Origin of the sequence: Lysobacter dokdonensis DS-58 (genome assembly GCF_000770795.1) — a bacterium.
Taxonomy (GTDB): Bacteria; Pseudomonadota; Gammaproteobacteria; order Xanthomonadales; family Xanthomonadaceae; genus Noviluteimonas; species Noviluteimonas dokdonensis.
The window spans coordinates 72,607-97,274 of sequence record NZ_JRKJ01000023.1; the positions used below are offsets into that span (position 1 = coordinate 72,607).

The following is a 24,668-nucleotide window of genomic DNA, read 5'->3' on the forward strand; positions in this document are numbered from 1 at the left end:
CAGATCCCCCCTCTCCCTGACTGCGCCGGCGGCTCCCTCTCTTCTGCGGAATCACTTCAATGCATTCGGGATGCGCGAGCGTTCCAGTGCGAGCCAACCGGCTTCGGTGATTTCCCAACCGCCCATCACCTTGCGTGCGTACCCGCGTTCGACCATCCGCGCCATGGCGTGGAGGTCGACCGCGTGGCGCACGGTGATGGATTCGGTGAGCTTGCGCAGCTCTTCGCGGTCGACGGGATCCAGGCGCGCGTTCACGTCTTCGCCCTGCGCTGTGGTGGTCTGCAGAAACGTCATGCCCGAACGAACGACCCGCGGTTCGACGTCAGGACACGCACGCGGCCGCGGGGAAAGCCGCGATTCAGCCGCGTGAGGATGCGTTCAGTCGTGCGTGAGGTGCGCAAGCGCGGCCGTTGCGGCCTCGCGGTCGTCGTCGTCGAAGGGCACCACGCGCATCGACGCGACGGTCCCGGCATCCAGGCAACGCACGTTGATGTCGACGCCGTCCGGATGGCTGCGCGGAATGTAGAACGCCTTGACGCCGCACACCGAACAGAAGCGGTGCTTCGCCGCGCCCGTGTTGAACGTGTACTCGGTCAACGCATCCGCGCCGGACACCAGGCGGAAGCGCGAGGCCGGCACGATCAGGTGCAGGAAGCCGGTCATGCGGCAGATGGAGCAGTTGCAATCGAGCACATCGATGTCGGCAGGCGCGTCGACTTCGAACCGCACGCGGCGACAATGACAGCCGCCGCGATGCACCACGTGTTCCGAAGGACTCATTTCTTGCCGTGGCCCTTGCCGTTGTTGCCATGGCCCTTGCCGTGGTCGTCGTGGCCCTTGCCCGCATGCCCGTTGTCCGACTTCGACTTGGACTTCGACTTGTCCTTGCCCTTGCCATGGTTCGGATACGCGCGCTCGAGTTCCGAGTCGAGCACGATGACGCGGCCCCAACGGTCGTACGTCGGCACGAAGCCTTTCTTCAACCGGTGGAATTCCGCCGAGCCGGGCTTGATCCCGAGTTGCTTGGCGATGTTGCCCCAGCCCTTGCCATGGTCGCGTTCGTACACATCGACCACGTAACGGCAGGGGCGGCCGATGATCGAGGCGATGTTGCACGCCATCCACACATCGCCCGGCGCCCAGCGGCGCGGGCCGAGCAATTCGGAAACGAGGTCGCGCGGCGCGCCGTTGTAGCGCACCAGTTCGTCGACGAACGGATCGCGATACCGCTGGCCGTAGCGATTCATGTCGCCGAGCCAGGTATCCATCCACACATCGCCGCTGCGCGGGTTCCAGCCGAAGGTGAAGTCCTGCGCGTGTGCGACGCCGCCCGTGGCGGCCAGCACCAGCGCGAGCGAGAGAGCCTTGAAGGAATGACGCACGTTGCCCCTGCCTGCTTGTGGTCGGTGATGCACGCAGTGTGTGCCCACAGCCTGAATGCGTTCTGAAATCGACGTCACGCCCCGCGCATCATGCGCCGTGCGTCACAGGCCCGGCGGACCGGCGGGCGTGAGGACGTGGCCAGGGCCGGCCGCGTCGCCGCGGCGGTCGACGACGACCAGGTTGCCCGTGCCGTCGATCGCGTACAGGCGCTCGCCGCCCGAGGTGGCCTGCAAGCGCAGGATGCGCCCGTCGCGGCGCCAGCGGCCTTCTTCGTGGAAATACTCGGCGCCCTCGCCGTCGAGGAAGGCCTCGACCAGTTCGTACTGCGCCACCACGCCGTTGCCGCGCTGCAGGCGCAGGCGCGTGTCGATGCCGTCGCAGTCGGCGCAGGCAACCACGCCTTGCCAACTCAGTTCGGCATCGGGGGATTCGAAGCGCGCGGTCGATGCATCGCTCGGCGCATCGCCGCCCCGGCAGCCGGCGAGCGCGACCGCCGCGAGAAGCGGCAGGAGGAGGATCGACGAATGGCGTGCGGGCGCGGCCATGCGGCCATTCTGGCGAGCATCGTGTGCACGCGGCCACGACACGCGCGGTCGGAGCATGGAGCGGTCATCGGGGACCCTGCCATGCGCCTGCATCTTTCGCCCTTCGCCTTCCTGCGACGCCATGCGTGGGGAGTGATCGTGCTCGTGTTGATCGTCGTGGGATGGTTCGCGACGATCGGGTGGGTCGCCGGCAAACTCAACGCCGACCTGGGGCGCACCTTCAAGGCCGCGCCCGTGCTCGAGGACAACGCGCATCGCGCCGACTGACGCGCGGGCGATTGTTTACTTCGCCGAGATCGTGAACTTGCCGAAGGCGACGCCGAGGTCCCAGCCCTGGCCGGTACCGGCGAGCGCGAGCGAGACTTCACCCTTCGTCATCGCACTGGCCTTCGACGATTTCGACGCGCCCGCGTGCGCCTCGGCCTGCGCGTAGCTGCCGAGCAATTCCTTGATGTCGCGGACGCCGGAGAATTCACCGGTACCGTTTTCGATCTTCGACTTGCCGAAGGTCAGGCCACCGCCCTTGGCTTCGATGTGCACGGCCATCTTCTGCCCGTTGTCGCAGGTGATCGTGCCGTTGCCCGACGCGGTCTTGTAGAACGCCGACCAGCCGGCGAGGTTGAACTTCAATTTGCAGTCGGTCTTGCCCTGGGCCATCGCGAGGGGCGCGGCGAGGACGAGGGTGAGCGGAAGCAGCTGGATGAGGCGGAGACGGCGCATGGCTAGGCTCCTCGGGGGGATCGATGCGCGGAAGGTAGCACCTGTGCCGTACCGCCGGTAGCAAGACGGCGCCCCTCGGGGCGCCGTCGGTCGCATCGCTACGGCTCAGTCATCGTCGCGGCCGTGGCCGCGCCGGTGCTTGCGATACCCGCGGCGGTCGTACTGCGGGTCGTAGTAGGACACGGTGCAGTTGCCCCGCGAATTGCAAGTCACCCGGCTCGCCGTGTTGTTGTAGCCGTGGCTGACGTACGGCTGCACGTAGGGGCGGTACGCGTAGCGGTGATGATCGTCGTTCCAGCGGCGATCGACCACGCGGTAATACACCGGACGTCCGTAGCGATCGCGCGCGACGATCAACCGGTCGACGTCACGGTAATTGCCGTACCGGTAATACGGCTGGCCGCCGCGCAGCACGACGTCGGCGACGTCGACGATGACGCGCGTCAGCCCATCGTCCTGCGCATGGGCAGGCGCCGGCAGCAGCGCGGAAAACGCAAGACCCGCCGCGAACACCGCGGGTGCGATGAACTTCGACAGTGTCGACATGGTGCTCTCCCTTGGGCCGGCATCGATGCGGGCCTGGGACGCACGATGCGACGCGCGGGATTAACGGAGGTCTAACCGTCCGGGGCTGCGCAAGCGGCCATTCAGCCGCTGGCGGCGCTTGCGATATCGGCCAGCGCCGCGGGCAGTTCGCTGGCCTGTGCGACGCGGCGCAATCGCGGTGCATCGTCGGCCACGTCGGCCTCCGCTTCGTGCGCCCACGTCACGTGATACGGCATGTAGACGCCCCAACCACCGAGCCCGAGTACCGGCGCGATGTCCGAACGCAGCGAGTTGCCGACCATCGCGAACTGGTGCGGCGCCAATTCGAATTCCTCGAACAGCCGCGCATACGTTTGCGGATCCTTTTCGCTGACGATCTCGATTCGGCGGAACAGGCCGGCGAGCCCGGATTGTTTGACCTTCGCTTCCTGGTGGAACAGATCGCCCTTGGTGATCAGCACCAGGTCGTGTCGCGTACCGATCGCTTCCACCGCTTCGCGGATGCCGGGCAACAACTCCACCGGATGCTGCAAAAGCGATTTGCCGAGCGCGACGATGCGATGCAGGTCGCTCGCCGACACACGCGCATCGGTGATCTCCACCGCGGCCTCGATCATCGACAGCACCATGCCTTTGACGCCATAGCCGAACAACGCGAGATTGCGCATCTCCACGGCGTACAGGCGTTCGTGCGCGCGGCCGTCGGCCAGGTCGACGTAGCGCCCCACGATGGATTCGAAATCGGCCTGCGCGCCGCGGTAGTAATCCTCACTGCGCCAGAGCGTGTCGTCACCGTCGAAACCGACCAGTCGGATGCCGTCGGCCGTGTGCGGGTTCGAAGACGGAGTCATGCGGGTGCGCCGTGCGGGGCATGACAGTGTACGAAAACGCGAAGGGGTGGCCGAAGCCACCCCCTCGTTCACTGCAAGGCACGGCCGACACCCCTGGGCCGGCCGGGCATCCGTTCCGTTACGGCGTGCTGGGCGGCGCGCCAGCGGTGCTGGCGGACGTCGGCATCGACGAGGACGTCGTCGTCTCCGTCGCGGTCGTTCCCGTCGTGCCCGACGAGTCCGTGGTGGTCGTAGTCGTCGACTCGGTGGTCGTTTCCTTGTCGTGCGCGCATGCGGCCAGCGTCAGCGAAGCAGTGACGATGGCGGCGGCGGTGAAGCAGCGAAGCGTGGTGTTCATTGGGGTTTCCTCGTCTATGTGCCTTGAAGCGGATCGGCCGGCCACGAGGGCCGGCCGAGGTGACGGACGTGCGATCAGCCGCCCGTATCCGACTTGGCTTCACCCTTGCCGTTCTTGGCGAGGTAAGCCTTGTATTCGTCCTGCGTCAGCTCGCCGTCGGCGTTGGCGTCGGCCTGCGCGAATGCGCTCGACAGGCTCTGCACCGAAGCCGATTCCGACGCGCTCAGCGTGCCGTTCTTGTCGGTGTCCAGGTCGGACCAGTTGACCTTCTTCGCATCCTTGCCGGACTGCGGCATGGCCGACTGCGTTGCATCCTGCGTGGTCGACTGCGTCGCGGCCGTCGCGTCCTGCGTGGCGGACGTCGCATCCTGCGTGGCGGCCTGGGTGGCCTCCTGCGTCGCCGACGTGGCGGCGTTGGTGGCGTCCTGCGTTGCCGACTGCGGCGTCGTGCTCTGCGCGAAGGCGAGCGGCGCGGCAACGGTCAGCGCGAGGGCGAGGAACAGCGGCTTGCGATTGGAAAGCTTCATTCGTCGGTCTCCTAGGGGGATCAAAACGTCGCGCCAGATGCATCGGCTTTTTCGGCGACGGTGGACACCATGCGCCCGCGCATCTGAATCCTCGCGACTTGCCGGTTGCGGCCTCCACGCCGCATTAACCAACCCGTTCGCGATTTGCGGTATCGCGAGCGAGCGGGTTGCGGCATGTCGGCGATGTGCCTGTTTTCAGGCCTTTTCGCCGGCGTTCGCGAGCTTCGCCCCGTCCGCGTCATCGCAGCGTTAACGCCGTCGATGACGCGCGACCGACCGGCGATGCAGGCTTACGAAAGTTTTACATCGGCCATGCAACGGCGTTAATGGCCGCCTCTCCACGATGGCTCGCAGACACCCCACACGCACTCCGAGGATTTCCCCCATGGGCACCCAGCGCCAGCCTTCCCGCTCCAAATCCCGCACCGTCGGATCGCAACCTGCCGCACAGCAGAGTTCGCCCGAATCGATGGCCAACGCGCACGACACGCCCGAACAAGCGCAGCGCACGCGCGAACGCGCCGCGCTGTCCAACCAGGGTGCGCAAGGCCGCCACGTGCCGATGTCCCTTCGGGAGAACGAAGACGACGACACTGCGACACGCCACTGATGCTGCCGAGCCTCGACATCCAGTGCCCCTACTGCGGCGAGACGATCACCGTCTTCATCGATGATTCGGCGGGGCCGCAACACTACGTCGAGGATTGCCAGGTGTGTTGCCGCCCGATCGTGTTCGATGTCGGCTTCGATCGCGACGGAGATCCCGTGGTGCGTGCCTCGTCCGAGAACGAGGCCTGACGGAGGACGCCGACATGAAACTGTTGCCGCTACTGTTGTGCGCGCTCGCATGGCCCGCGCTTGCGCAGACGCCACCCACCGCCGCCACGACCGCCGCGCCGGCCACGGGAGGCGATGCGTTCGCGCGTCTCGACCAGGACAAGGATGGCCGCGTCAGCTCGACCGAAGCCGATGCCGACGCGGGGTTCAGTGGGTCGTTCGCCGCGATGGACGCCAACGCGGACGGCTTCGTGACCAGCGACGAATACAAATCGCGCGCGAAGACCAACGCGCAACCGAAACCGCCGCGCTGATCCGGCTCAGCGCCCGACGGCGCCCAGCCAGTCCGCCTTGCCGATCGGCACGCCCGCGGTGCGCAGGATCGCGTAGGCGATCGACGCGTGGAAATACAGGTTGGGCAGCGCGTAGTTCGTAACGTAATCCTGCCCGTTGAAGTTCATTTCGGTCGTGCGCGTCTTGACGTGGATGGGACGCGCATCGGCGCCGTCGAATTGCGCGGCGTCGAAGGATTCGACATAGGCGATGCAGCGCGCGATGCGCGCGCGCAGTTCGTCGAAGGTGGTTTCTTCGTCCGGGAACGACGGCGCGTCGGTGCCGGTCAGGCGCGCGCAGCCGTTCTTCGCGTGGTCGGTGGCGATCTGCACCTGGCGCACGAGCGGCAGCATGTCCGGGATCAGGCGCGTTTGCAGCATCACTTCGGGCGCGATGTTCTTCTCGGCGGCGTACGCCTGCCCCGCATCGAGGACGTGCTGGAGGTTGCGCAGCGTGCGGACGAAGACGGGCGCGGTGAAGGCGTGCATCGGGTGCGACATGGCGGGGGCTCCGACGGGCCGGCGCGGCCCGGAAGCGGCACAGGTTACGCCGACGCGCGATGCGCGCCAGACGCGATCCTGGGTTTCTTCATCCCAACCAATGGCCGGCCGGCGCGGGACGCGCGAACAGGTAACCCTGCCCGTACACGCAGCCCATCCCGCGCAGGACCCCCCACTGCGCATCGGTCTCGATGCCTTCGGCGACGATCTCCGTGCCGAGGGCGTTGCCGAGCGCGAGGATCGCTTCGATCAGCGCCGAGCTGCGCGAGGGCACGCCGTTGGCGAAGGGCGCCACGAAGCTCTGGTCGATCTTGATCATGCGCAGCGGGAACTGGTGCACGTGGCCGAGCGAGGAGTAGCCGGTGCCGAAGTCGTCCAGCGCCGCCTCGACGCCGCGCTCGCGCAGGCGATGCAGCATCGCGACCACGGTGTCCGGATCGCCGAGCAGCGTGCCTTCGGTGACTTCCAGCAACAGCGCGCCCGGGTCGAAGCCGATCTCGTCGACCAGTTCCAGCAGGCGCTTGTCGAAATCGGTGTGCAGGAACAGGCGCGGCGAAACGTTGAGCGTGAGATAACGATGCACGCCGTCGCGTGCGGCGCACACCAACGGCCGCGCGGCTTCCAGTGCGAGGCGGAACATGCGCCAGTCGATCTGGCTGACCAGCCCGCTGTCTTCGGCGACCTTGAGGAAGTCCGAGGGCGTGAGCACGCCACGCGTCGGATGGCGCCAGCGCAGCAACGCTTCGTAACCGACGACGCTCGCATCGTCCAGGCGCACGATGGGCTGGAACCACGGCTCGAACTCGTCGCGCATCAGCGCATCGCGCAGCGCCTGCTCGAGGTCGAGCACGCCCATCGCCGTCTGGTGCATCGCATCGTCGAACAACACGAAGCGGTTGCGGCCGGCGTCCTTCGCGCGATAGAGCGCGACGTCGGCGTCATGGAGGATGCGGTCCACCGATTCGCACTGGCCATCGGCGATCGCGATGCCGATGCTGCACGAGAGCTGCACTTCGCGGCCGGCCACGTGCAGGGGCGGGGCGAGCGCGCGCAGCACGCGTTGCGCGACCTTGCTGGCGGTCTGCGGATCCTGCACGTGTTCGAGCAGCATGACGAACTCATCGCCCGCGATGCGCGCGACCACGTCGGGCGTGCGCACGCAGCCGGCCAGGCGGCGCGAGACCTGCTGCAAGACCTGGTCGCCGGCGCTGTGGCCGAGGCTGTCGTTGATGACCTTGAAGCGATCGACGTCGATGTAGAGCAGGCCGAAGCCGACCGAATCGTCGCGGCGCAGCCCGGCCAGCGCGCGCTCCACGCGATCGCGCAGGTACACGCGGTTCGGCAGGCCGGTCAGCGCGTCGTGCACCACCTGGTGCTGGAGCTGCGCTTCGACCTGCTCGCGCACGGCGATCTGTTCGCGCAGTTCGAGCGTGCGTGCTTCGACGCGATGTTCGAGTTCGGCGTTCGCCTGGCGCAGCAGCTCCGCCGCGCGGCGGCGCTGCAGCGAACTGCCGATCTGGTAGGACACGAAGGTGAGCAGTTCGGCATCGCGTTCGTTGTAGGCGTTCGCGTCCTCGTAGGTCTGGACGGCGACCACGCCGATGGCGCCCTCGGTGCTCAGCAACGGCGCACCGAGCCACTGGAGCGTCGGCGCACCGAGCATGCCGGCGTCGATTTGCCCCGCCGCCACCATCGTCATCGCGCTGTCGCGGGAGACCAGCGTTGGCCGTTGCGTGCGCAGCACGTGCTCGGTCAGGCCCTTGCCGAACGACCGCGCACTCCAGTCGCGCTCGTACTGGTCGGCCGCATAGGGGAAGGACACCGTGCCGCCGTCGTCGGACACCAGCGCGATGTAGAAATTCTTCGCATCGATCAGTTCGCCGACGACCGCGTGCACGTGGCGATAGAAGTTTCCGGTCGTCTCGTCCAGGCTCGCCAGCGCGGCGATGCGGTAGAGCGCGGCCTGCAGGCGCTCGCCGCGCTCGCGCTCGGAGACTTCGCGGCGCAGCTCGCTGTTGGCGACCTGCAACTGCTGCGTGCGCTCGACGACGTGGCGCTCGAGTTCGGCGCGGCCGCTCTTGCGCTCCAGCGCGGTGAGGATGTGCTCGGCGACGAACGCCAGCAGCGACATCTCCGCGGTGGTGTAGCAACGATCGCCGGTGTAGCTCTGCACGACGACCACGCCGTGGACGTCGCCATCGCGCAGCATCGGCACGCCGAGCCAGTCGGAACTGTCCGCGCCGTGCAGGCGCAACGGGCCGGAGACCTGTTGCATCAGTTCGGGCGTGGAGCCCATCAGCGGGCGCTTGTCGCGCGTGAGATACCACGTCAGGCCGCGTTCGATCCGCGCCAGCGGGATCTCTTCTTCCGGCAGCAGGATCTGGTCGTCGACGACGTCGGCGAAATACAGGAAGCGCAGCGCATCGCGGTCGCGATCGTACAGCGCGATGTAGAAGTTCTCTGCATACATCAGGTCGGCGACGATGCGATGCAGCCCGCGCAACATGTCGGGCATGTCGAGATCGGAACCGGCCATGTCGGCGATCGCGTAGAGCGAGCGCTGGAGTTTCTCGGCCTGCTCCAGGCGCGCGACGCTCTCGCGCATGCGGCGCAGGTCGAGCGTTTCGGCCAGGCGCGCGATGGACGCCTGGCACAGGTCGATGGGCGCGTGCGGGCTGTTGAGCACCGCAACCGCGCCTTCGCCGTCGTCGTAGAGCACGCGGGGGTTGACGTCGTCGTTCTCGCCGGCGCGGATCCGGGCGACGGCGTCGATGGCATCGGCGATGACCTTGGCGTCCGCGCACGCAGGCGGGAACGCCTCGATGTCACGGGGCCAGTGCGTCGACCACACGACGCAGGCGCAATGCGTATCGAGTTGCGGGTCGGCCTCGAACCAGGCCTGCACGACGGACTGTGGCGACGACGCGCGCAGCAGGCGTTCGGGCAGCGGAGGCTGCGCCGCACCCTCGTGCGCCGGCGATCGACCGAATTTCACGGACATGGAACTGGAACCCCCTGGAAGTCCGCAGGTTAGGGGCCGGCGGGGGCCGGTTCCGTGCGCTACGTCACCTTGCGGGTGCAACGGGCGTCTCGGCGGATGAATGGTTCACCGGCGCATCGTTCACACCGGCTGTACCCGGTATGCCCGAGCGTAATCACGCGCCCGGACCGGGTGCACAGGGGGAACACCATGCAGGAACAGCACGCCATCGCGGGGCAGACGGTCGACCTTGGGCCGGAGCTGGAAGCCGAACTGACCGCGCTCGACCGCGAAATGCCACGCATGCAATCGATGGCCGGAAACATTTTCGCTCTCGCCACCGCATGGGCCGAACGCCACGCCGCCATCCTGCAACGCACGCCCCCGTCCATGCGTCCGGCGATGGAAGCGCGGCTGCATCGCATCGGTATCCGCTGGGGCGTCGTGCACGGTGTGCGAATGACCGCGCAATTCCCCGCGATGGGTTCACCACGCTGAACTGCGTTATCCGACAATTCACCGCACGCAACATCTCGAATAACGCGCGCATGCGTAACGTCGTGCGACGGCCATGTCGGCCGCAACGGAGACAGTCGAGATGGCCAATCAGCAAAGCGGCAACGAAGGCATGAACCAGGGTCAGCAGAACCAAGGCAAGGGCGGCAGCGCGAACCAGGGCACGCAAGCCCAGGGCTCGCAGGACTCGCAGCAGCATTGGCAGCAGCAGTTCAAGAACGAGCCCTACTACCAGCAGGGCCGTCAGTTCGAGGATTACCAGCAGGCCTACCAGACCGGTGAACAGGGCCGCCAGCAGTACGGCAGCGGCGGGCAGAGTTTCTCGCAGTCCGAAACCCAGCTGCGCGGTGATTACGAGAACAACACCAAGGGCCAGCAGAACGCGCTGAAGTGGGACGACGGCGCGAACAAGGCCTGCGAAGCGGCGTGGAACCGCGCCGGCTCGCAATCGAGCGACCGCGACATGCAGTCGAAGGGCGCATCGTCGCAGGAGAATCGTGGCGAGAGCACGGGGCGCACTTCGTAACACGCCACGCGTCACCCTCCCCCCGGCCCCTCTCCTGCACTTGCAGGGGAGGGGTTTCGATTATGTGCGGTGCTTCATTCGCACGAGGGAGTCGATCAGCGATTCGAGCGCGACCGGGTCCACCGGTTTGACGACGTGCGCGTCGAAGCCGGCTTCCGCGGTGCGTTGCCGCACTTCCATCTGGCCCCAGCCGGTAATCGCGACGATCACCAGCGCATCGCCGCCTTCGGCCACGCGCATGCGGCGGCACACCTCGTACCCATCCACGCCGGGCATGCCGAGGTCGAGCAGCACCGCATCCGGCGTGAACGCGACCTGCCAGGTCAACGCGGAGGCCGCGTCATAGCCCGTGCGCACCTGGTGGCCCTGCATGCGCAGGAACAAGGCGAGCGAATCGGTGTGCTCGCGGTTGTCGTCGACGACGAGCAATCGCATGCGCTTGACCGACGGGGCGTGCGTTGCACCGTCGAGCGGTTCGGCGCGGACGTCGTCGGGCGCGAGCGGCAGGCGCACTTCGAACTCGCTGCCCTGCCCCAGCCCCGCGCTGCGCGCGATCACCGAGCCGCCGTGCATTTCCACGAGGCTGCGCACAAGTGTGAGTCCGATGCCAAGCCCGCCCGCCGCATGCCCGATGGAATGCTCGGCCTGGCTGAAGAGATCGAACACGCGCGCAATCTGGTCCGTCGCGATCCCGAGCCCGTTGTCCTGCACGACGATCACCGCATCGTTGTCGTCGCGCCGCGCGCTCAGCGTGATGCGACCGCCGGGATCGGTGTACTTCGCCGCGTTGTTGAGCAGGTTCGACAACACCTGCGCCAGGCGCACCGGGTCGGCATGCAGCACCAGCGGGGCATCGGGCAACGACACGCTGAGGGCGTGCTGGGCGGTATCGATCAAGGGCCGGCTCGTCTCTACCGCACGCTCGACGACATCGGCCAGCGACACCGACTGCAGGTGCATCGGCACCATGCCGCGCGTGATGCGCGAGACCTCCATCAAATCGTCGACGAGGCGCACGAGTTGCGCGACCTGCCGTTCCATCACGCCACGCAGGCGTTCGCCGTCCACGTGCGCGCCCACTTCGCCGTGATCGGCCATGCGCAGGATGTGCAGGCAATTGCGCAGCGGCGCGAGCGGGTTGCGCAACTCGTGCGCGAGCGTGGCGAGGAACTCGTCCTTGCGCTGGTCGACTTCGCGCAGCGCGACCTCCGCCATCTTGCGGTCGTGGATGTCGGTGGTCGATCCGTACCAGCCGGTGAGCTTGCCCGCTTCGTCATGCGCGGGGTTCGCGCGCACGAGGAACCAGCGGTACGCGCCGTCGCGGCGCCGCAACCGCAACTCGGTATCGAATTCCTCGCCCTGGAACGCGCGCCGCCACGCCGTGGCCACCACTTCGCGATCGCCGGGATGGATCGCGCTGTTGCGTTCCTCGCGCGTGACGTCGAGGCCCTGCCCCGTGTACTCGTTCCAGCGGTCGCTGAGCCAGGTCATCGCCCCATCGGCCGTCGCGCTCCACAGGATGGAGGGTGACGCATTCGCCAGGCACCGGAACCGCTCCTCGCTGTCGCGCAACGCCTGCTCGCTGCGCACGCGCGCGGAGATGTCCTCGAACAGCGCGGCCACGCGGCGGCTGTCCTTCGGCCCGAACGGGAAGGCATGCACGGCGTACCAACGCCCCAACGCCTCGGCGGGGAGCGTGCGCTGCGCCGAGCATTGCGTGCGCACGACGTCGGCGTAGAACTCGAACCAATGCGACTCGTGCGAGGGGGCGAGATCCCGCATCGATTTGCCGACCGCGCCGACGAGCCCGGTGTAGCGCTCGAACGCGCGATTGGTCTCGATGAAGCGATAGTCGACCGGTTCATTGCCGTCGAACACCACTTCGACGACGCAGAAGCCCTGGTCGATGCCGTCGAACAACGCGCGGTAGCTGACCTCGGGCGTGAAGCCTTCGCGCGGGCGCTGCGGTTCGGTCAGCGTCGGCACCGCGTCCTCGTCGACCGCGAGCAGGGTGATCGTCGATGCACGCAGCACGCCGGTGAAATCGCGCACGGCGGTGAAGCGCGCCATTGCGGCGAAGGTCGTGCCGTCGAGACGCGCGAGTTGCACGGCCACGGTCACCGGCGGTTTGCCGGCGTGCAATGCGCCGAGTGCATTCTGGATCGCGTCGCGATCGGCGACGTCGCCCAGGGATTCGAACGCGACCCCGCGTAGCGCGCCGATGCCGCGGCCGAGCATGCGCGCCGCCGCCGGATTGATGTCGACCAGGTGCCCGCCCGCATCGACGCGCAGCATGCCGACGTCCGCGCGGTCGGCGATGTCGACCCAACGCGACGCCGCTTGCGGTTCCTCCGCGCGACCGTTCTGCATGGCGGGCGCGGGGTCGTCGATCACGACCGCGAATCCGGGTCGATGGCGTCGAGCGCGTCGGCGATGGGGCCTTGGGTCGTCGGACGCACGAGCCGCGCGATCTCTTCCCCGTCGCGCAGGAAGATCAGCGTCGGCCACAGCTTCACGCGGAACGAGCGCCCCAGCGGTTTGCCGCGGCCGTCCTCGATCTTCAGGTGGTGGACGTCGGGATGGTCGGCGAAGGCGGCCGCGATGGCCCGCTGCGCGCCGACGCAGTGCCCGCACCACGGCGCGCCGAACTCGAGCACCGCCGGACCCGCACGCCCGTCCACCACCGCGCGTTCTGGCTCCGTGGATTCATAGTGTTGGGCGAGCGGCATCGTGGATCCGTGTGCATCCTGCAACGGCGCCAAGGTAAACCGCGCCGGGTGAGCGCGGCATCAGAGTTGGCTCAACTCTTGCGTGCGACCGGCTTCTTCAGCGCCGAACGGTAGCGCTCGTAGAGCGCCTGGACCTTCTCCACATAGGCTTCGGTCTCGGCGTAGGGCGGCACGCCGCCGTACTTCTCGACCGCGCCGGTGCCCGCGTTGTAAGCGGCGGCGACGAGCACCAGATCGCCCTTGTAGCGCCGCATGAGATCGCGGATGTGGCGCGCCGCGCCGTCGATGCTCTGGGCGGACTGGAACGGATCGGCCACGCCGTAGGCGCGCGCCAGCGACGGCATCAGCTGCATCACGCCCTGCGCACCCTTCGGCGACAGCGCGCGTGCATTGAAGTCGCTCTCGGCATGCGCGATGGCCCGCAACCAGGCATCTTCGACGCCGGTTTTCTTCGCGGCCTGGCGGAATTGCTCGGCGAACACGTCCAGGCGCGGCTTGCCGATCTCGCCGTAGCCTTCGTGCGCCCACGAATCGCGCGGCGCGCGGATCTTCACCGGCTCGGCCACTTCCTTCCAGCCGCGGATCGCGCGCGTGCTGTAGACGGCCTTGCCGTTGATGCGCGTCGTATACAGGTTGCCGCGCACGGGGCCCTGGTCGCCCCAGAAGTTCGGCACCTTGGCCTTGCGGTCGTTGACGCGCCTGGGCTTGCACTTCGAACCCGGCTCCGGTGCCGTCGAGAGGCTCAGCCGGTTATCGCGCAGGCATTCGTACACCGTGCGCGCCTGCGCGCCCGCGACGGGCAACAGGCACAGCAGCAGACCGGCGAGGGCGGCACGGGGCGTCATGGGGCGCCCATGAGACGCGCGGACTGTTCAGCATTGCGTGAAGGCCGCGTGTGCGGCGCAGCAACGTTCAGCGTCTCTTTTTCGGCGCCTTCGTCATCGCGTCGCGGTAGCGCTCGTACAACGCCGACACCTTCGCAACGTATTCGATCGTCTCGCGATACGGCGGCACGCCCTTGTACTGCGTGACCGTGCCGATGCCCGCGTTGTACGCCGCCGCCACCAGATCGAGGTCGCCCTTGTAGCGCCTCAGCAATTGCCTGAGGTGCCGCGCGCCCCCGTCGATGGATTGCGATGGCGAATACGGATCGGTCACCGCATATTCGCGCGCGACCTCGGGCATCAGTTGCATGACGCCGAGCGCACCCTTCTTCGAGGTGGCCTTCGCGTCGAAGCCGCTTTCCGCATGGGCGAACGCACGCAGCATCGCGTCTTCGACACCGGTTTTCTTCGCCGCCGCGCGGAACTCGGCATTGAAGGTTCTCAGTTGCGGCGGGCCGAGTTTGCCGAGGCCGACATGCGCCGGCGAGCCCGGCGGCGTCTGCACCGTGAACGCGAGCACCGGCACCGCACCCGGCAACTTGCGCGTGCCGTACACCGTCTTGCCGTCCTGCTGGCGCTCGTACAGCGTGCCTTGCACGACGCCGAGATTGCCCCACAGGTTCGGCACTTTCGCCACATCGTCTTCGATGTGTTTGGCGACGCACTTCGACCCGGGTTCAGGCGCGGTGGAGAGACTGACGGTGCCGTCGCGCACGCAGCGGTACACCGTTCGTGCGTGCGCGGGCAGCGCGACGAAGGTCGCCAGGAGGCAGAACATGGCCAGGGCCGTGCGCATCCGGCGGAATGTACACCCGGGAGGTCGAATGCGCGTGCAAGGCACATGGATGGGGATCATCGTGGCGGGGTTGTTGGTCACGGGCTGCGCGACCAAGCCCAAACCCGTCGAGGAAGCGCCGGCACCGGTCGAAGTGCCCGCGCCGCCAACCACCACGCGCGGCGAATTCCTGATCGAAGCGGACAAGAACGAAACGTGGAACGCCGTCGGGCAACTCGTCGTCAATACGCCGGGCGTCGAATACGAAGGCCGCTCGCAGATGCTCGACATGTACACGGTGCGCTACCGCGGCGTGGAGTTCCTCGTGCTGACCAAGGCGATGCTGTTGTCCGAGACGATCCGCAAGACGACGACGCGCGTCACTGCCACCACCCCCGACGGCGCACCGATCGACACCAACGCCAGCGCGGATTTGCTGGTGATGCTGGAACAGAAACTGCCCCAGGCGATCAAGGACGTGCAGGCGCGCTTCGCCGCGGAAGCCAAGGCGAAGGCCGACGCGAAGAAGAAGTCGAAATCGAAGTCCAAGTCGAAGAAAAAGAAGAAGACCTGAAAACCGATCGGGGAACGTTCGATTCCGCGCGCTAGGCCCGCGACGACAGCAGCCAACCCATCACGCCGACGTTCGCGATGACCGTCAGCCAGAAGACGAGCTGGAACGCCATCTTCTGCGTCTTGTGCCGCAGCAGGCCTTGCGCAAGCAACGCGCCGGGCCAGCCGCACAGCAACGCAAGCAGATGCAGGCTGTTCTCGGCGACACGCCGCCCTTGCCGTTGCGCCGCCGCCTTGTCCATCCAGTAGATGAGGAAGGCGAACCCGCTCATCAGGCCGAACGCCTGGCCCATCCCCAACGGGACCCATCCGAACAACGTCGCGAGCGCGATCGCGGCGCATGCGACAAGCCCCAAGAGCGCATGCGGAACCGGGCGCGCGCGCTTCGCCGCACGGCGCCCCGTCTCACGCATGGTTTACGCGTCCTTCGCGGCCGCGGGCAGTGCGTCGGTCTCTTCGTCCTTCCACGTGTGGTCGTGGTCGCCGTTGAGCAGGCGCATGCGGCTGCGTTCGACCTTGTCCTTGCCGTTCACGGTCGTCGTGCGCGTGGCCTCGAACATTTCCACCAAGCCCGTCGGGCGATGCACGACGAAGAAGCCTTCGTCCTTCACCGTCATTTCGATCTTCGCCAGCTCGGATTCCGGGATCTTGCCGTCGACGATGTGGTTGGCGTTCGCGCGCAGCGCGGCGCGCGCCTTCTCCGAATCCACGGCCTGGTGGTAGGACACGAACAGATCCTCCGCATCGTCCTCCGAAACGGAGAGGGAGAACGTCAGCTTGGCGGGGATGTTGGGGCCGCCGAGCGGGCTCGGGAGGTCGGTTTCCAGTTCGTACGCCTGCTCCGGCTCGAGGTCGATGCCCACGAACCCGTTGTACCAGGAGATGTTGCGCGCCAGCAGCGCTTCCATCATCGCGGGCGACAGCATCGTCTCCATCGCCTTGTCCATCGCCGCCTGCGCTTCCGCGCGCTTGGTCGCGCGCGTCTTTTCGTCGGCGATCTTCTTCACGCCGGCCTCGATCATGCCGTCGAAAATCGGGCGCATCGCGGCGCGGAAGCGCGGCATGAGCACATCCATGTTGCGCACGCCCGTGAAATTGCCATCGGCATTCAACTGCACCGAGACCGGCAGGTCATCGAGCGCGGCGGCGAGGGCCTTCATCTGCGCTTCTTCGGACTTGTCGCCTTCGAGCACTTCGAACGTGTAGCCCGAGCCCGTCCACGTCTGCACGAAGCCGTCGGCGGAGGATTCTGTGATGCGCACCACCGTCGTGCTCGAGGAACGCGACCGCTTGCGCACACCCTTCGTCTCGTCGGTGGTCGATTCGCTCGCCGCGTAGGTCAGCGACGTGCCGTCCTTCCACGGCAGCACCCACTTGACGGATTGCGCGGGCTTGGCCGCGTCGTCGGCGGCGGAGGACGACAGGACGGGCAGCGCGCACAGCAGCGCCACCACGAGAGTGCGACGGAACAACATGGAATTCCCCTGGTTCGATCAACCCCGCCCACTTGGCGGGACGCGCGGATTTTGAGCCAACCTCAAGGCCGAATTTCGATCGGAACCGGCACTTTCACCTGTTTCCACAGCGCCAGCATGTCGGCGTTGGACAGGGATATGCAGCCGTCGGTCCAGTCGCGCGAGGGATAGATGGCCACCGCCGCGCGGATCCGCGGGTCATTGGCCTGCCCGTGGATCATGATCGCGCCGCCGGGCGGTACGCCCTGGCGCTTGGCGCGGGCGCGGTCATCGGCATTCGGATAGGAGATGTGGATCGAGCGGTAGAACGCGCTGCCCGCGTTCTTGTAGTCGAGGACGTACAGGCCCTCCGGCGTTTTCTTGTCGCCCTCGCGTTGCTTGTGGCCGACGGGTGCGAGGCCCAGGCCGATGCGATACGTCGCGACCGTCTTGCCGTCGACGAACACCCACAAGCGGCGCTCGGATTTGTCGACGAGGATCTTGTCTGCGTAGACGGTTCTGGCCTGCGCGGCGCCGATGCACAGCGCCGCGAGGGCGACGAATGCGACACGCATGCGGTCAACCACCTGCCTTCGCATCGTCCACCGCATGCAGGAACTTCAACAACCCGGCGAAGTACGCGTCCTGGTCGTCGTAGAAGGCGCAATGGCTGCCGTTGGGGAGATAGAGGTACTGCCCTTGCGGCAGGCGCTTGCTCATCATCTCCATGTACTTCGGGTCCATCGTGTCGTAGCGCGCGCCGATGACGAGCGTCGGCACCTTGATGTCCTTCAGCGCATCGGTGCGGTCCCAATCCACGAGGAGGCCGCTGGCGCCGAGCTCGCTCGGGCCCTGCATCGGCACGTAGACCTTCTTGTTCAGATGGCGCACGAACCCGCGCATGACCGGCTCGGGCCATTCGGCCATCGGACGGCGCAGGACGTGGGCTTCGTAATGCGGCACGAGCAATTCTTCGAAGCGCGGATTGGCGTAGTCCTTCGCGGCATCGAGCTTGCGCAGTTCGGCCAATGCTTCAGGTGCGAGTTGCGGCATCAGCACATCGTTCGCGTATTTGTTGTACGCGGGAATGCTGGACACCATGTTCGAAATCACCAGTCCCTTGAGATGATCCTGGTGCTTGAGCGCGTACTCGATGGCGAGGATGCCGCCCCAGGAATGCCCGAGCAGGTAGAAGTTGTCCTTGTCGAGGCCGAGCGCGACGCGCACTTGTTCGACTTCATCGACGAAGCGATCGACGTCGAGCAGCTTCGGATCGTCGGGCTGGTCGCTGTAATACGAACCGAGCTGGTCGTAGTAGTAATACTCGACGCCATCGGCGGGCAGGAAGCTGTCGAACACCTCGAACGGCTCATGCGTCGCACCGGGCCCGCCGTGCAACAGCAGCACCTTGATGCGCGGGTTGTTGCCGACGCGCTTGGTCCACACTTTGAAATCGCCCGCCGGCGTGTGGATCGGGATCATGCGCACACCGCCCTGCCATGCGTCGGGGTGGTTGGCGCGCGAGTGGTAGTCGCGGAGCGTGGGCTCCGACGCGAATGCCTGCGTGCCGAACAAGAGGCCGAGGATCAGCGCGATCAGAAAGCGCGGCATGGCGTCGTTCCTTGCTGGGGCGTGCGGCGAGTCTAGCCCTCGTTGTGCGGTGCGATGGCGGCCCGCGGGGCGTCGCGCAGCACGAGCCAGGACATCACGCCGCCGGACACGTCGACGAGGATGTGCAGCGCGATCGCCGGCCAGATCGAATCGAAGACCGCGACGGTGACCATGTACAGCGCACCGAAGAGGCCCGTGCGCAGGATGCCCCCGAAGCCCTGGTAGGCGTGGCCGAGCGCGAAGAGCAGCGTCGAGAACGCGGCGGCACCCCACCAGCCCAGCCACGGTGCGAGCGCCCAGGTGAAGTAGCCGCGGTAGAGGAACTCTTCGCAGACGCCCGCGGTGATGGAGACGCCGATGAAGGCGCGGACTTCCGGGCGGGTGTGCGGCACGACGTCGGCGACGGGGGCGACTTGTGCCTGCAGACGTTCGCGTAATGCCGGGTCTCGGCGGACGTGGAAGATGCAGTACGCCTGGTAGGCACCGTATGCGAGGACCAGCAGCGTCGCGAGCGAGAGACGCCAACCTTCCGGCATCGTGAAGTTGAGGTCCGACCAAGGGCGGCCAGCGTAGAGCCAGTAACCGACGCCGACGGCGACGAGCAGCCAGGCCTGCACCGTGCTCGTCGACCACAGCCATGCGCGCGCGCGTGCAGGCGACTCGCGCAACCGCCGCGCGTACGCCTTCCAGCTGAAGAGCGTGTCGTAGAGCGGAAGCGCGATGGCGAAGAGCAGGACGTAGAGCAGGTCGAAGGTTGTCGGCATGGCAGACCTTCGGAGGTGGCAACAGGCGGCGCCACCCTAGCGCAGCTCCGACCTTTTTGCTGGCGCCAGCAAAATGGCCGGCCGGCTGCAATGTCAGTCGTTATCGGCTTCCGAGGTGTTGGCATCGGCGAACAACATCGAGAACTCATCGGGCGTCAGTTCGATGCCCTCCTCTCGTGCGACCGCGCTGTTGCGATCCCACAACTCGCGAATCGCCACTTCGATGCCGTCGCCCCAGTTCATCTGCGCGGCGACGATCTGCTGCCAGGTGCCTTCGCGGCCGAGCGATTCGGCGAGCTTCGGGGTCATCGCTTCGAGCACGGTGCGCTGCTGCGGATCCAGCTCGCCGATGGCGTCGAGCGCCAGGCATTCCAGCAAGCGGAGGAACGGGCGGCCTGCGTAGCGGTCTTCGGTCATCGTGGGTCTCGCATCGCTATTGCCATCGGGGGAGCATTTTATCGGCGCCGATACCGTCACGTCCTCGCCACCGCAATGGCTCAGCCGGTGGTTTCCGCATCAAGCGCCGCCAAGGCACGCCTGTCGCCGAGCAGCGCAGCCCGCATCCGCTCTTCGGTCAGGGGACGAACCACCCACTCGATCAGCCCCTTCCGCGACATCCGCATCGGCATCGCGAGCCAGTAGCTCTGTCCGGGGCCGACGCAGTACCAGAACGTCTCCCCCATGCGCGCACCCAGCCCCGCACTGTTCTCGCCCGGCTGATAGGAAACCTGCTTCACCACTTTCAACTGGTGGCCCTTGACGGGGCCATCCGGTCCGTTGAATCGCATCGAGTCGAACGACCCGCGCAAGCGAGCGCTATCGCGTCGGTACTGCCAAGCAGAGGCCCAAGCAAACAAGCCGATGAAGAAGAAGGCCGCGAGAAAGCCAAGCGAGTCCGTCATTCGGCGCGAAGCTCAGCGCCAGGCAAGGACGCGCTCGATGGATGTCGCCGCCTGGTCTCTGCAACCGTATCGGCGATCAGCTGCCGGAGAACGTCCAAGTCGACATCCGTCAATCGCCGCACGGACAGGCACGACTTGCCCATCTTGTGCTTGCCCAGCTTCGCCAGGAGCGCGGCTTGACCAGGTGCGTCCGGGGCAAGGTAGATGCTGAGATCCGGCTTGCGGGAGGAGAAGCCGGTGATGCACATCTCGCCGGAGTGACCGCTGTCGTAGGTGTACGCGTAGCGATCGAAGCCGACGATGGTCGGGCCCCACATCCGCGCAGGGTGCCCCGTCGCGCGCTCCATCATTTCGCGCAGTGTCGCGCAGTCGGCGCGGCGCTGGGCGTCGGGAAGTGCGGCGATGTAGGACTCGACGCTGGCTTCGGTGGCGGTGGTCTTCGGCATGAAGAGGAGTCTACCGCCGCCCGGGCGGCTCGCCGAGCGTTTCAAATCGATCGCTTTTCTGCGACCCGAGTTCCTGTAGGCGGCGACGACTGTTCAACGCAAAGGGAGCTCGCCTCGATGATCCGCTCGATATCTTTCTGCATTCGCGAGAACCACCAGGCGAACGCGACTGGCCGATGCGATTCGTCGCTGGCCGGGGATCCGCATTCGGTGAGCGCCGCCATGAGCTCAAGGTGGTAGCTCATCTCGACGAGTGCGATATGCGCGGACTCGGGCATGGCGTACACGACAGGCGCGCGGTGCTGCGCGTCGGCGAATATAGTCATTGCAACCTCCTCGATGAAGGGACCCTTGCGTCGGGGCGACGCAAGGTGTCGGGAGGTTCAAATCCGGGAACACACAGCCGGCGGAGTGATTTCCTCTTGCGAGGTCTTGTATTCGTCCCCTCCCGACGCAGAGGACATGCGTTGAAGCGGTCTGTGTGTTCGGAGATTTGAAGCTCCGAAGAGGATCGTGCGCCTGCCCACACACAGGAGCGATCAGCCGCAGGCGCACGATCCAACAGACCGTTCACTTCATCAGGAGGATTCGCCTTCAGGTTTTTCTGACTTCTTGCGCGTCTTGCGATGGCGCATGCTCAGTTCGCGCACGGCCTCGTCGAGCGCCGCATTACCGCCGGCCGCCTTCATCACCCCGTAGCTGGTGTTGGCCACCACCATGACGTCGCTGCCGAGCGCGGCGATGGTGTCGTCGATCTCCTCGACGAGCTGCTGCAGCGCCTTGAGGATCGGGATCAGGTTGTCGCGCGCCTCAAGGTCGGCGAAGGCCTCATCGATGTCGATGCCGCGCGGCAACAGATCGAGGTTCTGCGCGATCGTTACCAGGCACAGCCGCCCGTAGTTCTCGCTGCGCGGCCCCATCAATTGGAGCGAGCGGCGCTGGTCCACCGAGAGCGACACCCTGCCCGGAATCTGCTGCCGGATCTGCTCGATCAGCCCCAGCACCGTGGCCTGGACTTCCTTCGTGACCACCATGGACACGAGGTCTTGCTGCTTCATTGGAAAACTCCGCTTGATGTGTATGGCGGAGTCTTCCCTTAGGCGTGAAAGAACGTAATTGTGCTCTGGGGCAGCGTGTTAGGAATCTCGTGAGGGATGCGAAGCGTCAGGGGGCGGGATTGGCACCCCTCGAACCACTCCAGACGTCTAAGCAGACATCGGCACCGTCTACGGACATTCCTCGAATCTCCTCGGAGACAATGACGGCGACTCCGGAGACCACAACGGGTGCCTAGGGAGGCTTAGGCGGGTGTCTGCAGGGACACCGGACACGTGTTAGAACACACCGAGAATCCCTCTGGAGACGATGGCCGCGACTTGGGAGACACCATCGCGTGTATAGAGAGAAAATCGGCGAATACCTACGGAGACGCTGAAGACGTGTAAGGACACACTGCGAGTCTCTTCGGAAGCATTTGCGACGGCTACGGAGACACGATTTAGGCTATGAAGACAATCCTCCTCGCGTACGAACGCTCAGCCGAGCCTGCTGAGTCGGTGTTTCGCGCACGAGAGAGTCGGTCAGATTGAGAGGCGATACGACGGGGAGAAGCCATGTGGCTTGTTGCCATACCGCCGATCACCGCTTGCCAAAGTATGGAAGTTTATAGCTCACTCCACTGCTCACTGAGCGAATCTCACTCTGGATCTTTACCTGCCCGGTGAGCATTCTCAATGGCCGCATCACGACAGTGAGCGCGCCGTCGGAGATGGAGTAGATCGGAATGCGGTTGCCTGCCTCATCAGGGAACCCGTGAAGCGGCAACGTGTTCAATCCTTCGATAAGTTCTGAAATCATCGCCTGATCGGCCCCATGCTGATTAGGACAAGCGCCCTTATGCGCAAGTCCAGCTTCGATCAGGCTTTGCTCCACCAATGCTGTCATGTCGTACAACGACAAAAGGTAGTCGCGCAGCACAAGCGCCATTGAATATGCTTCAGGGCTATTCTTGTCCTTTTTTCTGAACTTGATTGGTGCGTAGATCTTTTCTTCAGTAGGCCCGGTGATGCTATATCCAAACGTTGCCGATAACGCATCATGCATGTTAATCCAGCAAAAATCGAAGCTACTGTGCTTTATGGTGTTGATCGGCATTTTGAAGAGCCTCTCGATTCTAAAATCGATTGCTCTCTTTACTTGATGCGCTTTCTTGCTGCCCCCCAGGCAAGCCTTGACTATGTCACCCAAGTACTCGCCAAGCGCCGCGCTTCGATGAAAAAGAAGCTCCAGATAGTTGAAGACCTCCGCCTTGCGGCCTTCGATTTCTGGCGATTCTAGGCCCTCAAAATCCAGCAGGCCTATCAGCATGCGGAGGACGGTCGCAGTCTTGTTGAAAGCGGTTGTGACATGGACTGCCGGCCGAGCTAGGTTCGCAGCATCGATCAGACTGACCCCTTCCTCAGTCAAGTAGCCTGGCGTAGCGATAGCAGGAAGCAAACTTGATTGGCCGCTAATCCTTCTCATGCTTAGAAGCTGTCGTCGTCCTGACGTGTTTGCCTCGAAATGAACTCGAGCCGGGGGAGAATGTGTCGCAACGCCCCGCGCGCATTTCTAAACGATGAGTGCTGAATTATTTCCAAAGCTCGTCGAGCCAATTCTGCGTCTGCAGACTTCTCGTCTGCCTCAGCACGCTCTCGCAACCACGCTTCGTCGGCACGGCGCTTTTCCCGGCTTTGAACGGACACTATGAGATGGGCAAGCGTAGGAGCGCCGTATCCACTCGGTGATTCGAAATATGAGCGGCCTGCTGTGGACTGCGATAACTCATCCACTAGATCCTTGGCTCCGATTTCACCACTTACGAAACGTTCGTAAAGATCGTTCCTCTTCACGCGCAACACAACAAGAGTACAGAGGAGAAGTGGATGTAAGTAACTATTCTCTTGCATCGTCCTCAGCGATATGGTGAAGAGAACCGCGCACTTTTGCTGATCTCGTAGCGAGCAATTAGTTGCCTCGAACATTGCGACAAACGCGGCGACCGCTTGATCACGGTCGAATCTAAGCTCCAAATGCTTTCTGTTTTCGAAGAATTCTTCCAGCCCATGCCTTGCGAACAACGCCTCGACGAATTGTCTAGCAGAGGGCTTTGGCAAGGAAATCGCCAGATCGAAGAATCGACGAAGGTAGTCGCTTGCGGCAGCGTCCAAGCCATAAACGTGTCGGATAGCGTTTGAAAGTTGTCGAGAGTCAGTAGCGACAACAAAAACAACAGATGGCACCGTAAACAGGTGCTTCACTGTTTCTAGGATTGAAATCGCGTAGTCGGGCCGACAACGGTCAAGTTCGTCAACGACGATGACAAGAGGCGCGGCACTCCCGTTCTCGGCGGCAAGCTGCGTAGCAAACGTTTCGAGTTCGCGCCTAAAGTCAGAAATTGATTGCTTCGCATCTTGATACCGCTGAATCTCGTCTTCCGCCAGCTTTTCAGACGCACACGCAACCACCTCTTCTAAGGGCTCCGACAGGTCAAGAACTCCCAGTGTTCCAGCCTTAATGAGGGCGGGAAGCGCTCTCACGACAACTCTTGCACCAACCTTCTTCAGCTTGGCCAATTGAGCCCAAGCCGGACTGTCCGCCTGGATACGCATTGCCGCCATTCCCGCACTCAACTCTCCAATAAGAGCAATAAGCGGGTCGCGCGAGAAATCGCTTTCCCATGCATTAAAGTAGAGGGATTGCACGTGGTCGCGGCGCAGCCTGTGTCGCCACATCTGCAGAAACGTGGTCTTTCCTTGCCCCCAAGGGGCCTCCAGATTAATTACGAAAGACTCCGGCGATTTGGCAATGAGTCCACTCAATGCATCAGCGAATTCTTGGAGATCGAACGTATCCGAACTAAAAGGGTCCTTCTCGTCGATTCGAAGCGAGGGAGGTTTAGGGATGAGATTCACGGTTCCCGGCCCTTAGTGCGAAGAGTTCGTCTTCCG

Annotated in this window: 34 protein-coding genes; 7 read left to right on the forward strand and 27 right to left on the reverse strand. The window is 65.1% G+C overall.

Features of this window, described 5'->3' with window-relative positions; genetic code table 11:
- Positions 1-51 precede the first annotated feature (51 nt).
- The 4 genes from LF41_RS14480 to LF41_RS17055 form a co-directional block, all read right to left on the reverse strand.
- Positions 52-294: a hypothetical protein gene (locus LF41_RS14480; protein WP_036171228.1), complete on the reverse strand. Its 243-nt coding sequence runs from the start codon at positions 292-294 to the stop codon at positions 52-54.
- An 84-nt stretch (positions 295-378) separates the two neighbouring features.
- Positions 379-780: a GFA family protein gene (locus tag LF41_RS14485; protein WP_036171232.1), complete on the reverse strand. Its 402-nt coding sequence runs from the start codon at positions 778-780 to the stop codon at positions 379-381.
- Entirely contained in the window at positions 777-1,382 is a 606-nt protein-coding gene (locus tag LF41_RS17160; protein ID WP_152600040.1) for a hypothetical protein, read from the reverse strand. The genes LF41_RS14485 and LF41_RS17160 overlap by 4 nt, the downstream gene beginning before the upstream one ends.
- 102 nt (positions 1,383-1,484) lie before the next feature.
- Positions 1,485-1,928 carry a copper resistance protein NlpE N-terminal domain-containing protein gene (locus LF41_RS17055; protein WP_036171234.1) on the reverse strand — a complete coding sequence of 148 codons (444 nt, stop codon included), beginning with the start codon at positions 1,926-1,928 and terminating at the stop codon, positions 1,485-1,487.
- Between the two features lie 81 nt (positions 1,929-2,009).
- On the opposite strand from LF41_RS17055, the gene LF41_RS17060 reads away from it, so the two are divergent.
- Positions 2,010-2,195, forward strand: coding sequence for a hypothetical protein (locus LF41_RS17060; RefSeq protein WP_036171236.1), 186 nt, complete (start codon positions 2,010-2,012; stop codon positions 2,193-2,195).
- A gap of 15 nt (positions 2,196-2,210) precedes the next feature.
- Here LF41_RS17060 and LF41_RS14505 read toward each other — a convergent pair whose 3' ends face one another.
- The 5 genes from LF41_RS14505 to LF41_RS14525 all read right to left on the reverse strand — a co-directional run bounded on the left by LF41_RS14505 (position 2,211) and on the right by LF41_RS14525 (position 4,909).
- Positions 2,211-2,648, reverse strand: coding sequence for a hypothetical protein (locus LF41_RS14505; protein WP_036171239.1), 438 nt, complete (start codon positions 2,646-2,648; stop codon positions 2,211-2,213).
- A gap of 105 nt (positions 2,649-2,753) precedes the next feature.
- Complete coding sequence (locus LF41_RS14510) at positions 2,754-3,194, reverse strand: hypothetical protein (protein ID WP_036171242.1); 441 nt, start codon at positions 3,192-3,194, stop codon at positions 2,754-2,756.
- Between the two features lie 101 nt (positions 3,195-3,295).
- Positions 3,296-4,045 (reverse strand): HAD family hydrolase, encoded by a 750-nt coding sequence (locus LF41_RS14515; RefSeq protein ID WP_052116486.1) that lies wholly within the window; start codon positions 4,043-4,045, stop codon positions 3,296-3,298.
- 118 nt (positions 4,046-4,163) lie between these two features.
- Complete coding sequence (locus LF41_RS14520; protein WP_036171244.1) at positions 4,164-4,382, reverse strand: hypothetical protein; 219 nt, start codon at positions 4,380-4,382, stop codon at positions 4,164-4,166.
- Between the two features lie 74 nt (positions 4,383-4,456).
- Positions 4,457-4,909, reverse strand: a complete 453-nt coding sequence (locus LF41_RS14525) for an EF-hand domain-containing protein (RefSeq protein ID WP_036171247.1) — start codon at positions 4,907-4,909, stop codon at positions 4,457-4,459.
- A gap of 385 nt (positions 4,910-5,294) precedes the next feature.
- Between LF41_RS14525 and LF41_RS14530 the strand changes: the two genes are divergently transcribed.
- From LF41_RS14530 to LF41_RS14540, 3 genes are read left to right on the forward strand one after another with little or no spacing between them, the layout of a single operon-like run.
- Positions 5,295-5,519, forward strand: coding sequence for a hypothetical protein (locus LF41_RS14530; protein WP_036171249.1), 225 nt, complete (start codon positions 5,295-5,297; stop codon positions 5,517-5,519).
- Positions 5,519-5,707: a CPXCG motif-containing cysteine-rich protein gene (locus LF41_RS14535; RefSeq protein ID WP_036171252.1), complete on the forward strand. Its 189-nt coding sequence runs from the start codon at positions 5,519-5,521 to the stop codon at positions 5,705-5,707. The genes LF41_RS14530 and LF41_RS14535 overlap by 1 nt, the downstream gene beginning before the upstream one ends.
- Before the next feature lie 14 nt (positions 5,708-5,721).
- A complete protein-coding gene (locus LF41_RS14540; protein WP_052116487.1) occupies positions 5,722-6,000 on the forward strand; it encodes an EF-hand domain-containing protein in 279 nt (92 codons plus the stop codon).
- A 6-nt stretch (positions 6,001-6,006) separates the two neighbouring features.
- On the opposite strand, the gene LF41_RS14545 is transcribed toward LF41_RS14540, so the two are convergent.
- Together LF41_RS14545 and LF41_RS14550 are read right to left on the reverse strand one after the other, a co-directional pair.
- Positions 6,007-6,519: a DUF1993 domain-containing protein gene (locus tag LF41_RS14545; RefSeq protein WP_036171255.1), complete on the reverse strand. Its 513-nt coding sequence runs from the start codon at positions 6,517-6,519 to the stop codon at positions 6,007-6,009.
- An 88-nt stretch (positions 6,520-6,607) separates the two neighbouring features.
- Positions 6,608-9,520 carry a putative bifunctional diguanylate cyclase/phosphodiesterase gene (locus tag LF41_RS14550; RefSeq protein WP_036171258.1) on the reverse strand — a complete coding sequence of 971 codons (2,913 nt, stop codon included), beginning with the start codon at positions 9,518-9,520 and terminating at the stop codon, positions 6,608-6,610.
- A 54-nt stretch (positions 9,521-9,574) separates the two neighbouring features.
- Between LF41_RS14550 and LF41_RS14555 the strand changes: the two genes are divergently transcribed.
- A complete protein-coding gene (locus tag LF41_RS14555) occupies positions 9,575-9,997 on the forward strand; it encodes a hypothetical protein (RefSeq protein WP_152600041.1) in 423 nt (140 codons plus the stop codon).
- A gap of 100 nt (positions 9,998-10,097) precedes the next feature.
- Positions 10,098-10,541: a hypothetical protein gene (locus LF41_RS16325; protein ID WP_152600042.1), complete on the forward strand. Its 444-nt coding sequence runs from the start codon at positions 10,098-10,100 to the stop codon at positions 10,539-10,541.
- 60 nt (positions 10,542-10,601) lie between these two features.
- Here LF41_RS16325 and LF41_RS14565 read toward each other — a convergent pair whose 3' ends face one another.
- The 4 genes from LF41_RS14565 to LF41_RS14580 form a co-directional block, all read right to left on the reverse strand.
- Positions 10,602-12,935: a hybrid sensor histidine kinase/response regulator gene (locus LF41_RS14565; protein ID WP_052116489.1), complete on the reverse strand. Its 2,334-nt coding sequence runs from the start codon at positions 12,933-12,935 to the stop codon at positions 10,602-10,604.
- The gene (locus tag LF41_RS14570) at positions 12,932-13,270 is read right to left on the reverse strand and encodes a thioredoxin family protein (protein WP_036171264.1); all 339 of its coding nucleotides are present in this window, start codon (positions 13,268-13,270) and stop codon (positions 12,932-12,934) included. Before LF41_RS14570 ends, LF41_RS14565 begins: the two co-directional genes overlap by 4 nt.
- 71 nt (positions 13,271-13,341) lie before the next feature.
- Positions 13,342-14,115: a lytic transglycosylase domain-containing protein gene (locus LF41_RS14575; RefSeq protein ID WP_036171267.1), complete on the reverse strand. Its 774-nt coding sequence runs from the start codon at positions 14,113-14,115 to the stop codon at positions 13,342-13,344.
- Positions 14,116-14,182: 67 nt separating this feature from the next.
- A complete protein-coding gene (locus LF41_RS14580) occupies positions 14,183-14,932 on the reverse strand; it encodes a lytic transglycosylase domain-containing protein (RefSeq protein WP_237577805.1) in 750 nt (249 codons plus the stop codon).
- A gap of 67 nt (positions 14,933-14,999) precedes the next feature.
- On the opposite strand from LF41_RS14580, the gene LF41_RS14585 reads away from it, so the two are divergent.
- The gene (locus LF41_RS14585; RefSeq protein ID WP_152600043.1) at positions 15,000-15,503 is read left to right on the forward strand and encodes a hypothetical protein; all 504 of its coding nucleotides are present in this window, start codon (positions 15,000-15,002) and stop codon (positions 15,501-15,503) included.
- Positions 15,504-15,534: 31 nt separating this feature from the next.
- Here the strand turns inward: LF41_RS14585 and LF41_RS14590 are convergent, their stop codons facing one another.
- From LF41_RS14590 to LF41_RS16565, 12 genes are all read right to left on the reverse strand, one after another.
- A complete protein-coding gene (locus tag LF41_RS14590) occupies positions 15,535-15,915 on the reverse strand; it encodes a DUF1294 domain-containing protein (protein WP_052116490.1) in 381 nt (126 codons plus the stop codon).
- Between the two features lie 3 nt (positions 15,916-15,918).
- Complete coding sequence (locus tag LF41_RS14595; protein ID WP_036171276.1) at positions 15,919-16,977, reverse strand: hypothetical protein; 1,059 nt, start codon at positions 16,975-16,977, stop codon at positions 15,919-15,921.
- 62 nt (positions 16,978-17,039) lie between these two features.
- Positions 17,040-17,531 (reverse strand): L,D-transpeptidase family protein, encoded by a 492-nt coding sequence (locus LF41_RS14600; RefSeq protein ID WP_036171280.1) that lies wholly within the window; start codon positions 17,529-17,531, stop codon positions 17,040-17,042.
- A gap of 4 nt (positions 17,532-17,535) precedes the next feature.
- The gene (locus LF41_RS14605) at positions 17,536-18,567 is read right to left on the reverse strand and encodes a proline iminopeptidase-family hydrolase (RefSeq protein WP_036171283.1); all 1,032 of its coding nucleotides are present in this window, start codon (positions 18,565-18,567) and stop codon (positions 17,536-17,538) included.
- Between the two features lie 32 nt (positions 18,568-18,599).
- On the reverse strand, positions 18,600-19,331 hold the full coding sequence (locus LF41_RS14610) for a CPBP family intramembrane glutamic endopeptidase (protein ID WP_036171286.1): 732 nt from the start codon (positions 19,329-19,331) through the stop codon (positions 18,600-18,602).
- Positions 19,332-19,424: 93 nt separating this feature from the next.
- Positions 19,425-19,748 (reverse strand): hypothetical protein, encoded by a 324-nt coding sequence (locus tag LF41_RS14615; protein ID WP_036171289.1) that lies wholly within the window; start codon positions 19,746-19,748, stop codon positions 19,425-19,427.
- A gap of 80 nt (positions 19,749-19,828) precedes the next feature.
- Complete coding sequence (locus tag LF41_RS14620) at positions 19,829-20,233, reverse strand: OPA3 family protein (protein ID WP_052116491.1); 405 nt, start codon at positions 20,231-20,233, stop codon at positions 19,829-19,831.
- Positions 20,230-20,679: a DUF1801 domain-containing protein gene (locus tag LF41_RS14625; protein WP_036171292.1), complete on the reverse strand. Its 450-nt coding sequence runs from the start codon at positions 20,677-20,679 to the stop codon at positions 20,230-20,232. The genes LF41_RS14620 and LF41_RS14625 overlap by 4 nt, the downstream gene beginning before the upstream one ends.
- A gap of 41 nt (positions 20,680-20,720) precedes the next feature.
- Entirely contained in the window at positions 20,721-21,005 is a 285-nt protein-coding gene (locus LF41_RS14630; RefSeq protein WP_036171295.1) for an XAC0095 family protein, read from the reverse strand.
- Between the two features lie 252 nt (positions 21,006-21,257).
- Positions 21,258-21,737, reverse strand: a complete 480-nt coding sequence (locus LF41_RS14635) for a hypothetical protein (RefSeq protein WP_036171297.1) — start codon at positions 21,735-21,737, stop codon at positions 21,258-21,260.
- Between the two features lie 580 nt (positions 21,738-22,317).
- A complete protein-coding gene (locus tag LF41_RS14640) occupies positions 22,318-23,046 on the reverse strand; it encodes a hypothetical protein (RefSeq protein WP_036171313.1) in 729 nt (242 codons plus the stop codon).
- Positions 23,047-23,204: 158 nt separating this feature from the next.
- Complete coding sequence (locus LF41_RS16565; RefSeq protein WP_084073701.1) at positions 23,205-24,632, reverse strand: KAP family P-loop NTPase fold protein; 1,428 nt, start codon at positions 24,630-24,632, stop codon at positions 23,205-23,207.
- Positions 24,633-24,668 lie beyond the last annotated feature (36 nt).

Excerpts from the sequence above, each read along its gene's own strand:
- LF41_RS14480 (WP_036171228.1), bottom strand. The coding sequence starts at position 294 with ATGACGTTTCTGCAGACCACCACAGCGCAGGGCGAAGACGTGAACGCG.
- LF41_RS14485 (WP_036171232.1), bottom strand. The coding sequence starts at position 780 with ATGAGTCCTTCGGAACACGTGGTGCATCGCGGCGGCTGTCATTGTCGC.
- LF41_RS17055 (WP_036171234.1), bottom strand. The coding sequence starts at position 1,928 with ATGGCCGCGCCCGCACGCCATTCGTCGATCCTCCTCCTGCCGCTTCTC.
- LF41_RS17060 (WP_036171236.1), top strand. The coding sequence starts at position 2,010 with ATGCGCCTGCATCTTTCGCCCTTCGCCTTCCTGCGACGCCATGCGTGG.
- LF41_RS14505 (WP_036171239.1), bottom strand. The coding sequence starts at position 2,648 with ATGCGCCGTCTCCGCCTCATCCAGCTGCTTCCGCTCACCCTCGTCCTC.
- LF41_RS14510 (WP_036171242.1), bottom strand. The coding sequence starts at position 3,194 with ATGTCGACACTGTCGAAGTTCATCGCACCCGCGGTGTTCGCGGCGGGT.
- LF41_RS14515 (WP_052116486.1), bottom strand. The coding sequence starts at position 4,045 with ATGACTCCGTCTTCGAACCCGCACACGGCCGACGGCATCCGACTGGTC.
- LF41_RS14520 (WP_036171244.1), bottom strand. The coding sequence starts at position 4,382 with ATGAACACCACGCTTCGCTGCTTCACCGCCGCCGCCATCGTCACTGCT.
- LF41_RS14525 (WP_036171247.1), bottom strand. The coding sequence starts at position 4,909 with ATGAAGCTTTCCAATCGCAAGCCGCTGTTCCTCGCCCTCGCGCTGACC.
- LF41_RS14530 (WP_036171249.1), top strand. The coding sequence starts at position 5,295 with ATGGGCACCCAGCGCCAGCCTTCCCGCTCCAAATCCCGCACCGTCGGA.
- LF41_RS14535 (WP_036171252.1), top strand. The coding sequence starts at position 5,519 with ATGCTGCCGAGCCTCGACATCCAGTGCCCCTACTGCGGCGAGACGATC.
- LF41_RS14540 (WP_052116487.1), top strand. The coding sequence starts at position 5,722 with ATGAAACTGTTGCCGCTACTGTTGTGCGCGCTCGCATGGCCCGCGCTT.
- LF41_RS14545 (WP_036171255.1), bottom strand. The coding sequence starts at position 6,519 with ATGTCGCACCCGATGCACGCCTTCACCGCGCCCGTCTTCGTCCGCACG.
- LF41_RS14550 (WP_036171258.1), bottom strand. The coding sequence starts at position 9,520 with ATGTCCGTGAAATTCGGTCGATCGCCGGCGCACGAGGGTGCGGCGCAG.
- LF41_RS16325 (WP_152600042.1), top strand. The coding sequence starts at position 10,098 with ATGGCCAATCAGCAAAGCGGCAACGAAGGCATGAACCAGGGTCAGCAG.
- LF41_RS14570 (WP_036171264.1), bottom strand. The coding sequence starts at position 13,270 with ATGCCGCTCGCCCAACACTATGAATCCACGGAGCCAGAACGCGCGGTG.
- LF41_RS14575 (WP_036171267.1), bottom strand. The coding sequence starts at position 14,115 with ATGACGCCCCGTGCCGCCCTCGCCGGTCTGCTGCTGTGCCTGTTGCCC.
- LF41_RS14580 (WP_237577805.1), bottom strand. The coding sequence starts at position 14,932 with ATGTTCTGCCTCCTGGCGACCTTCGTCGCGCTGCCCGCGCACGCACGA.
- LF41_RS14585 (WP_152600043.1), top strand. The coding sequence starts at position 15,000 with ATGGGGATCATCGTGGCGGGGTTGTTGGTCACGGGCTGCGCGACCAAG.
- LF41_RS14590 (WP_052116490.1), bottom strand. The coding sequence starts at position 15,915 with ATGCGTGAGACGGGGCGCCGTGCGGCGAAGCGCGCGCGCCCGGTTCCG.
- LF41_RS14595 (WP_036171276.1), bottom strand. The coding sequence starts at position 16,977 with ATGTTGTTCCGTCGCACTCTCGTGGTGGCGCTGCTGTGCGCGCTGCCC.
- LF41_RS14600 (WP_036171280.1), bottom strand. The coding sequence starts at position 17,531 with ATGCGTGTCGCATTCGTCGCCCTCGCGGCGCTGTGCATCGGCGCCGCG.
- LF41_RS14605 (WP_036171283.1), bottom strand. The coding sequence starts at position 18,567 with ATGCCGCGCTTTCTGATCGCGCTGATCCTCGGCCTCTTGTTCGGCACG.
- LF41_RS14610 (WP_036171286.1), bottom strand. The coding sequence starts at position 19,331 with ATGCCGACAACCTTCGACCTGCTCTACGTCCTGCTCTTCGCCATCGCG.
- LF41_RS14615 (WP_036171289.1), bottom strand. The coding sequence starts at position 19,748 with ATGACCGAAGACCGCTACGCAGGCCGCCCGTTCCTCCGCTTGCTGGAA.
- LF41_RS14620 (WP_052116491.1), bottom strand. The coding sequence starts at position 20,233 with ATGACGGACTCGCTTGGCTTTCTCGCGGCCTTCTTCTTCATCGGCTTG.
- LF41_RS14625 (WP_036171292.1), bottom strand. The coding sequence starts at position 20,679 with ATGCCGAAGACCACCGCCACCGAAGCCAGCGTCGAGTCCTACATCGCC.
- LF41_RS14630 (WP_036171295.1), bottom strand. The coding sequence starts at position 21,005 with ATGACTATATTCGCCGACGCGCAGCACCGCGCGCCTGTCGTGTACGCC.
- LF41_RS14635 (WP_036171297.1), bottom strand. The coding sequence starts at position 21,737 with ATGAAGCAGCAAGACCTCGTGTCCATGGTGGTCACGAAGGAAGTCCAG.
- LF41_RS14640 (WP_036171313.1), bottom strand. The coding sequence starts at position 23,046 with ATGCTGATAGGCCTGCTGGATTTTGAGGGCCTAGAATCGCCAGAAATC.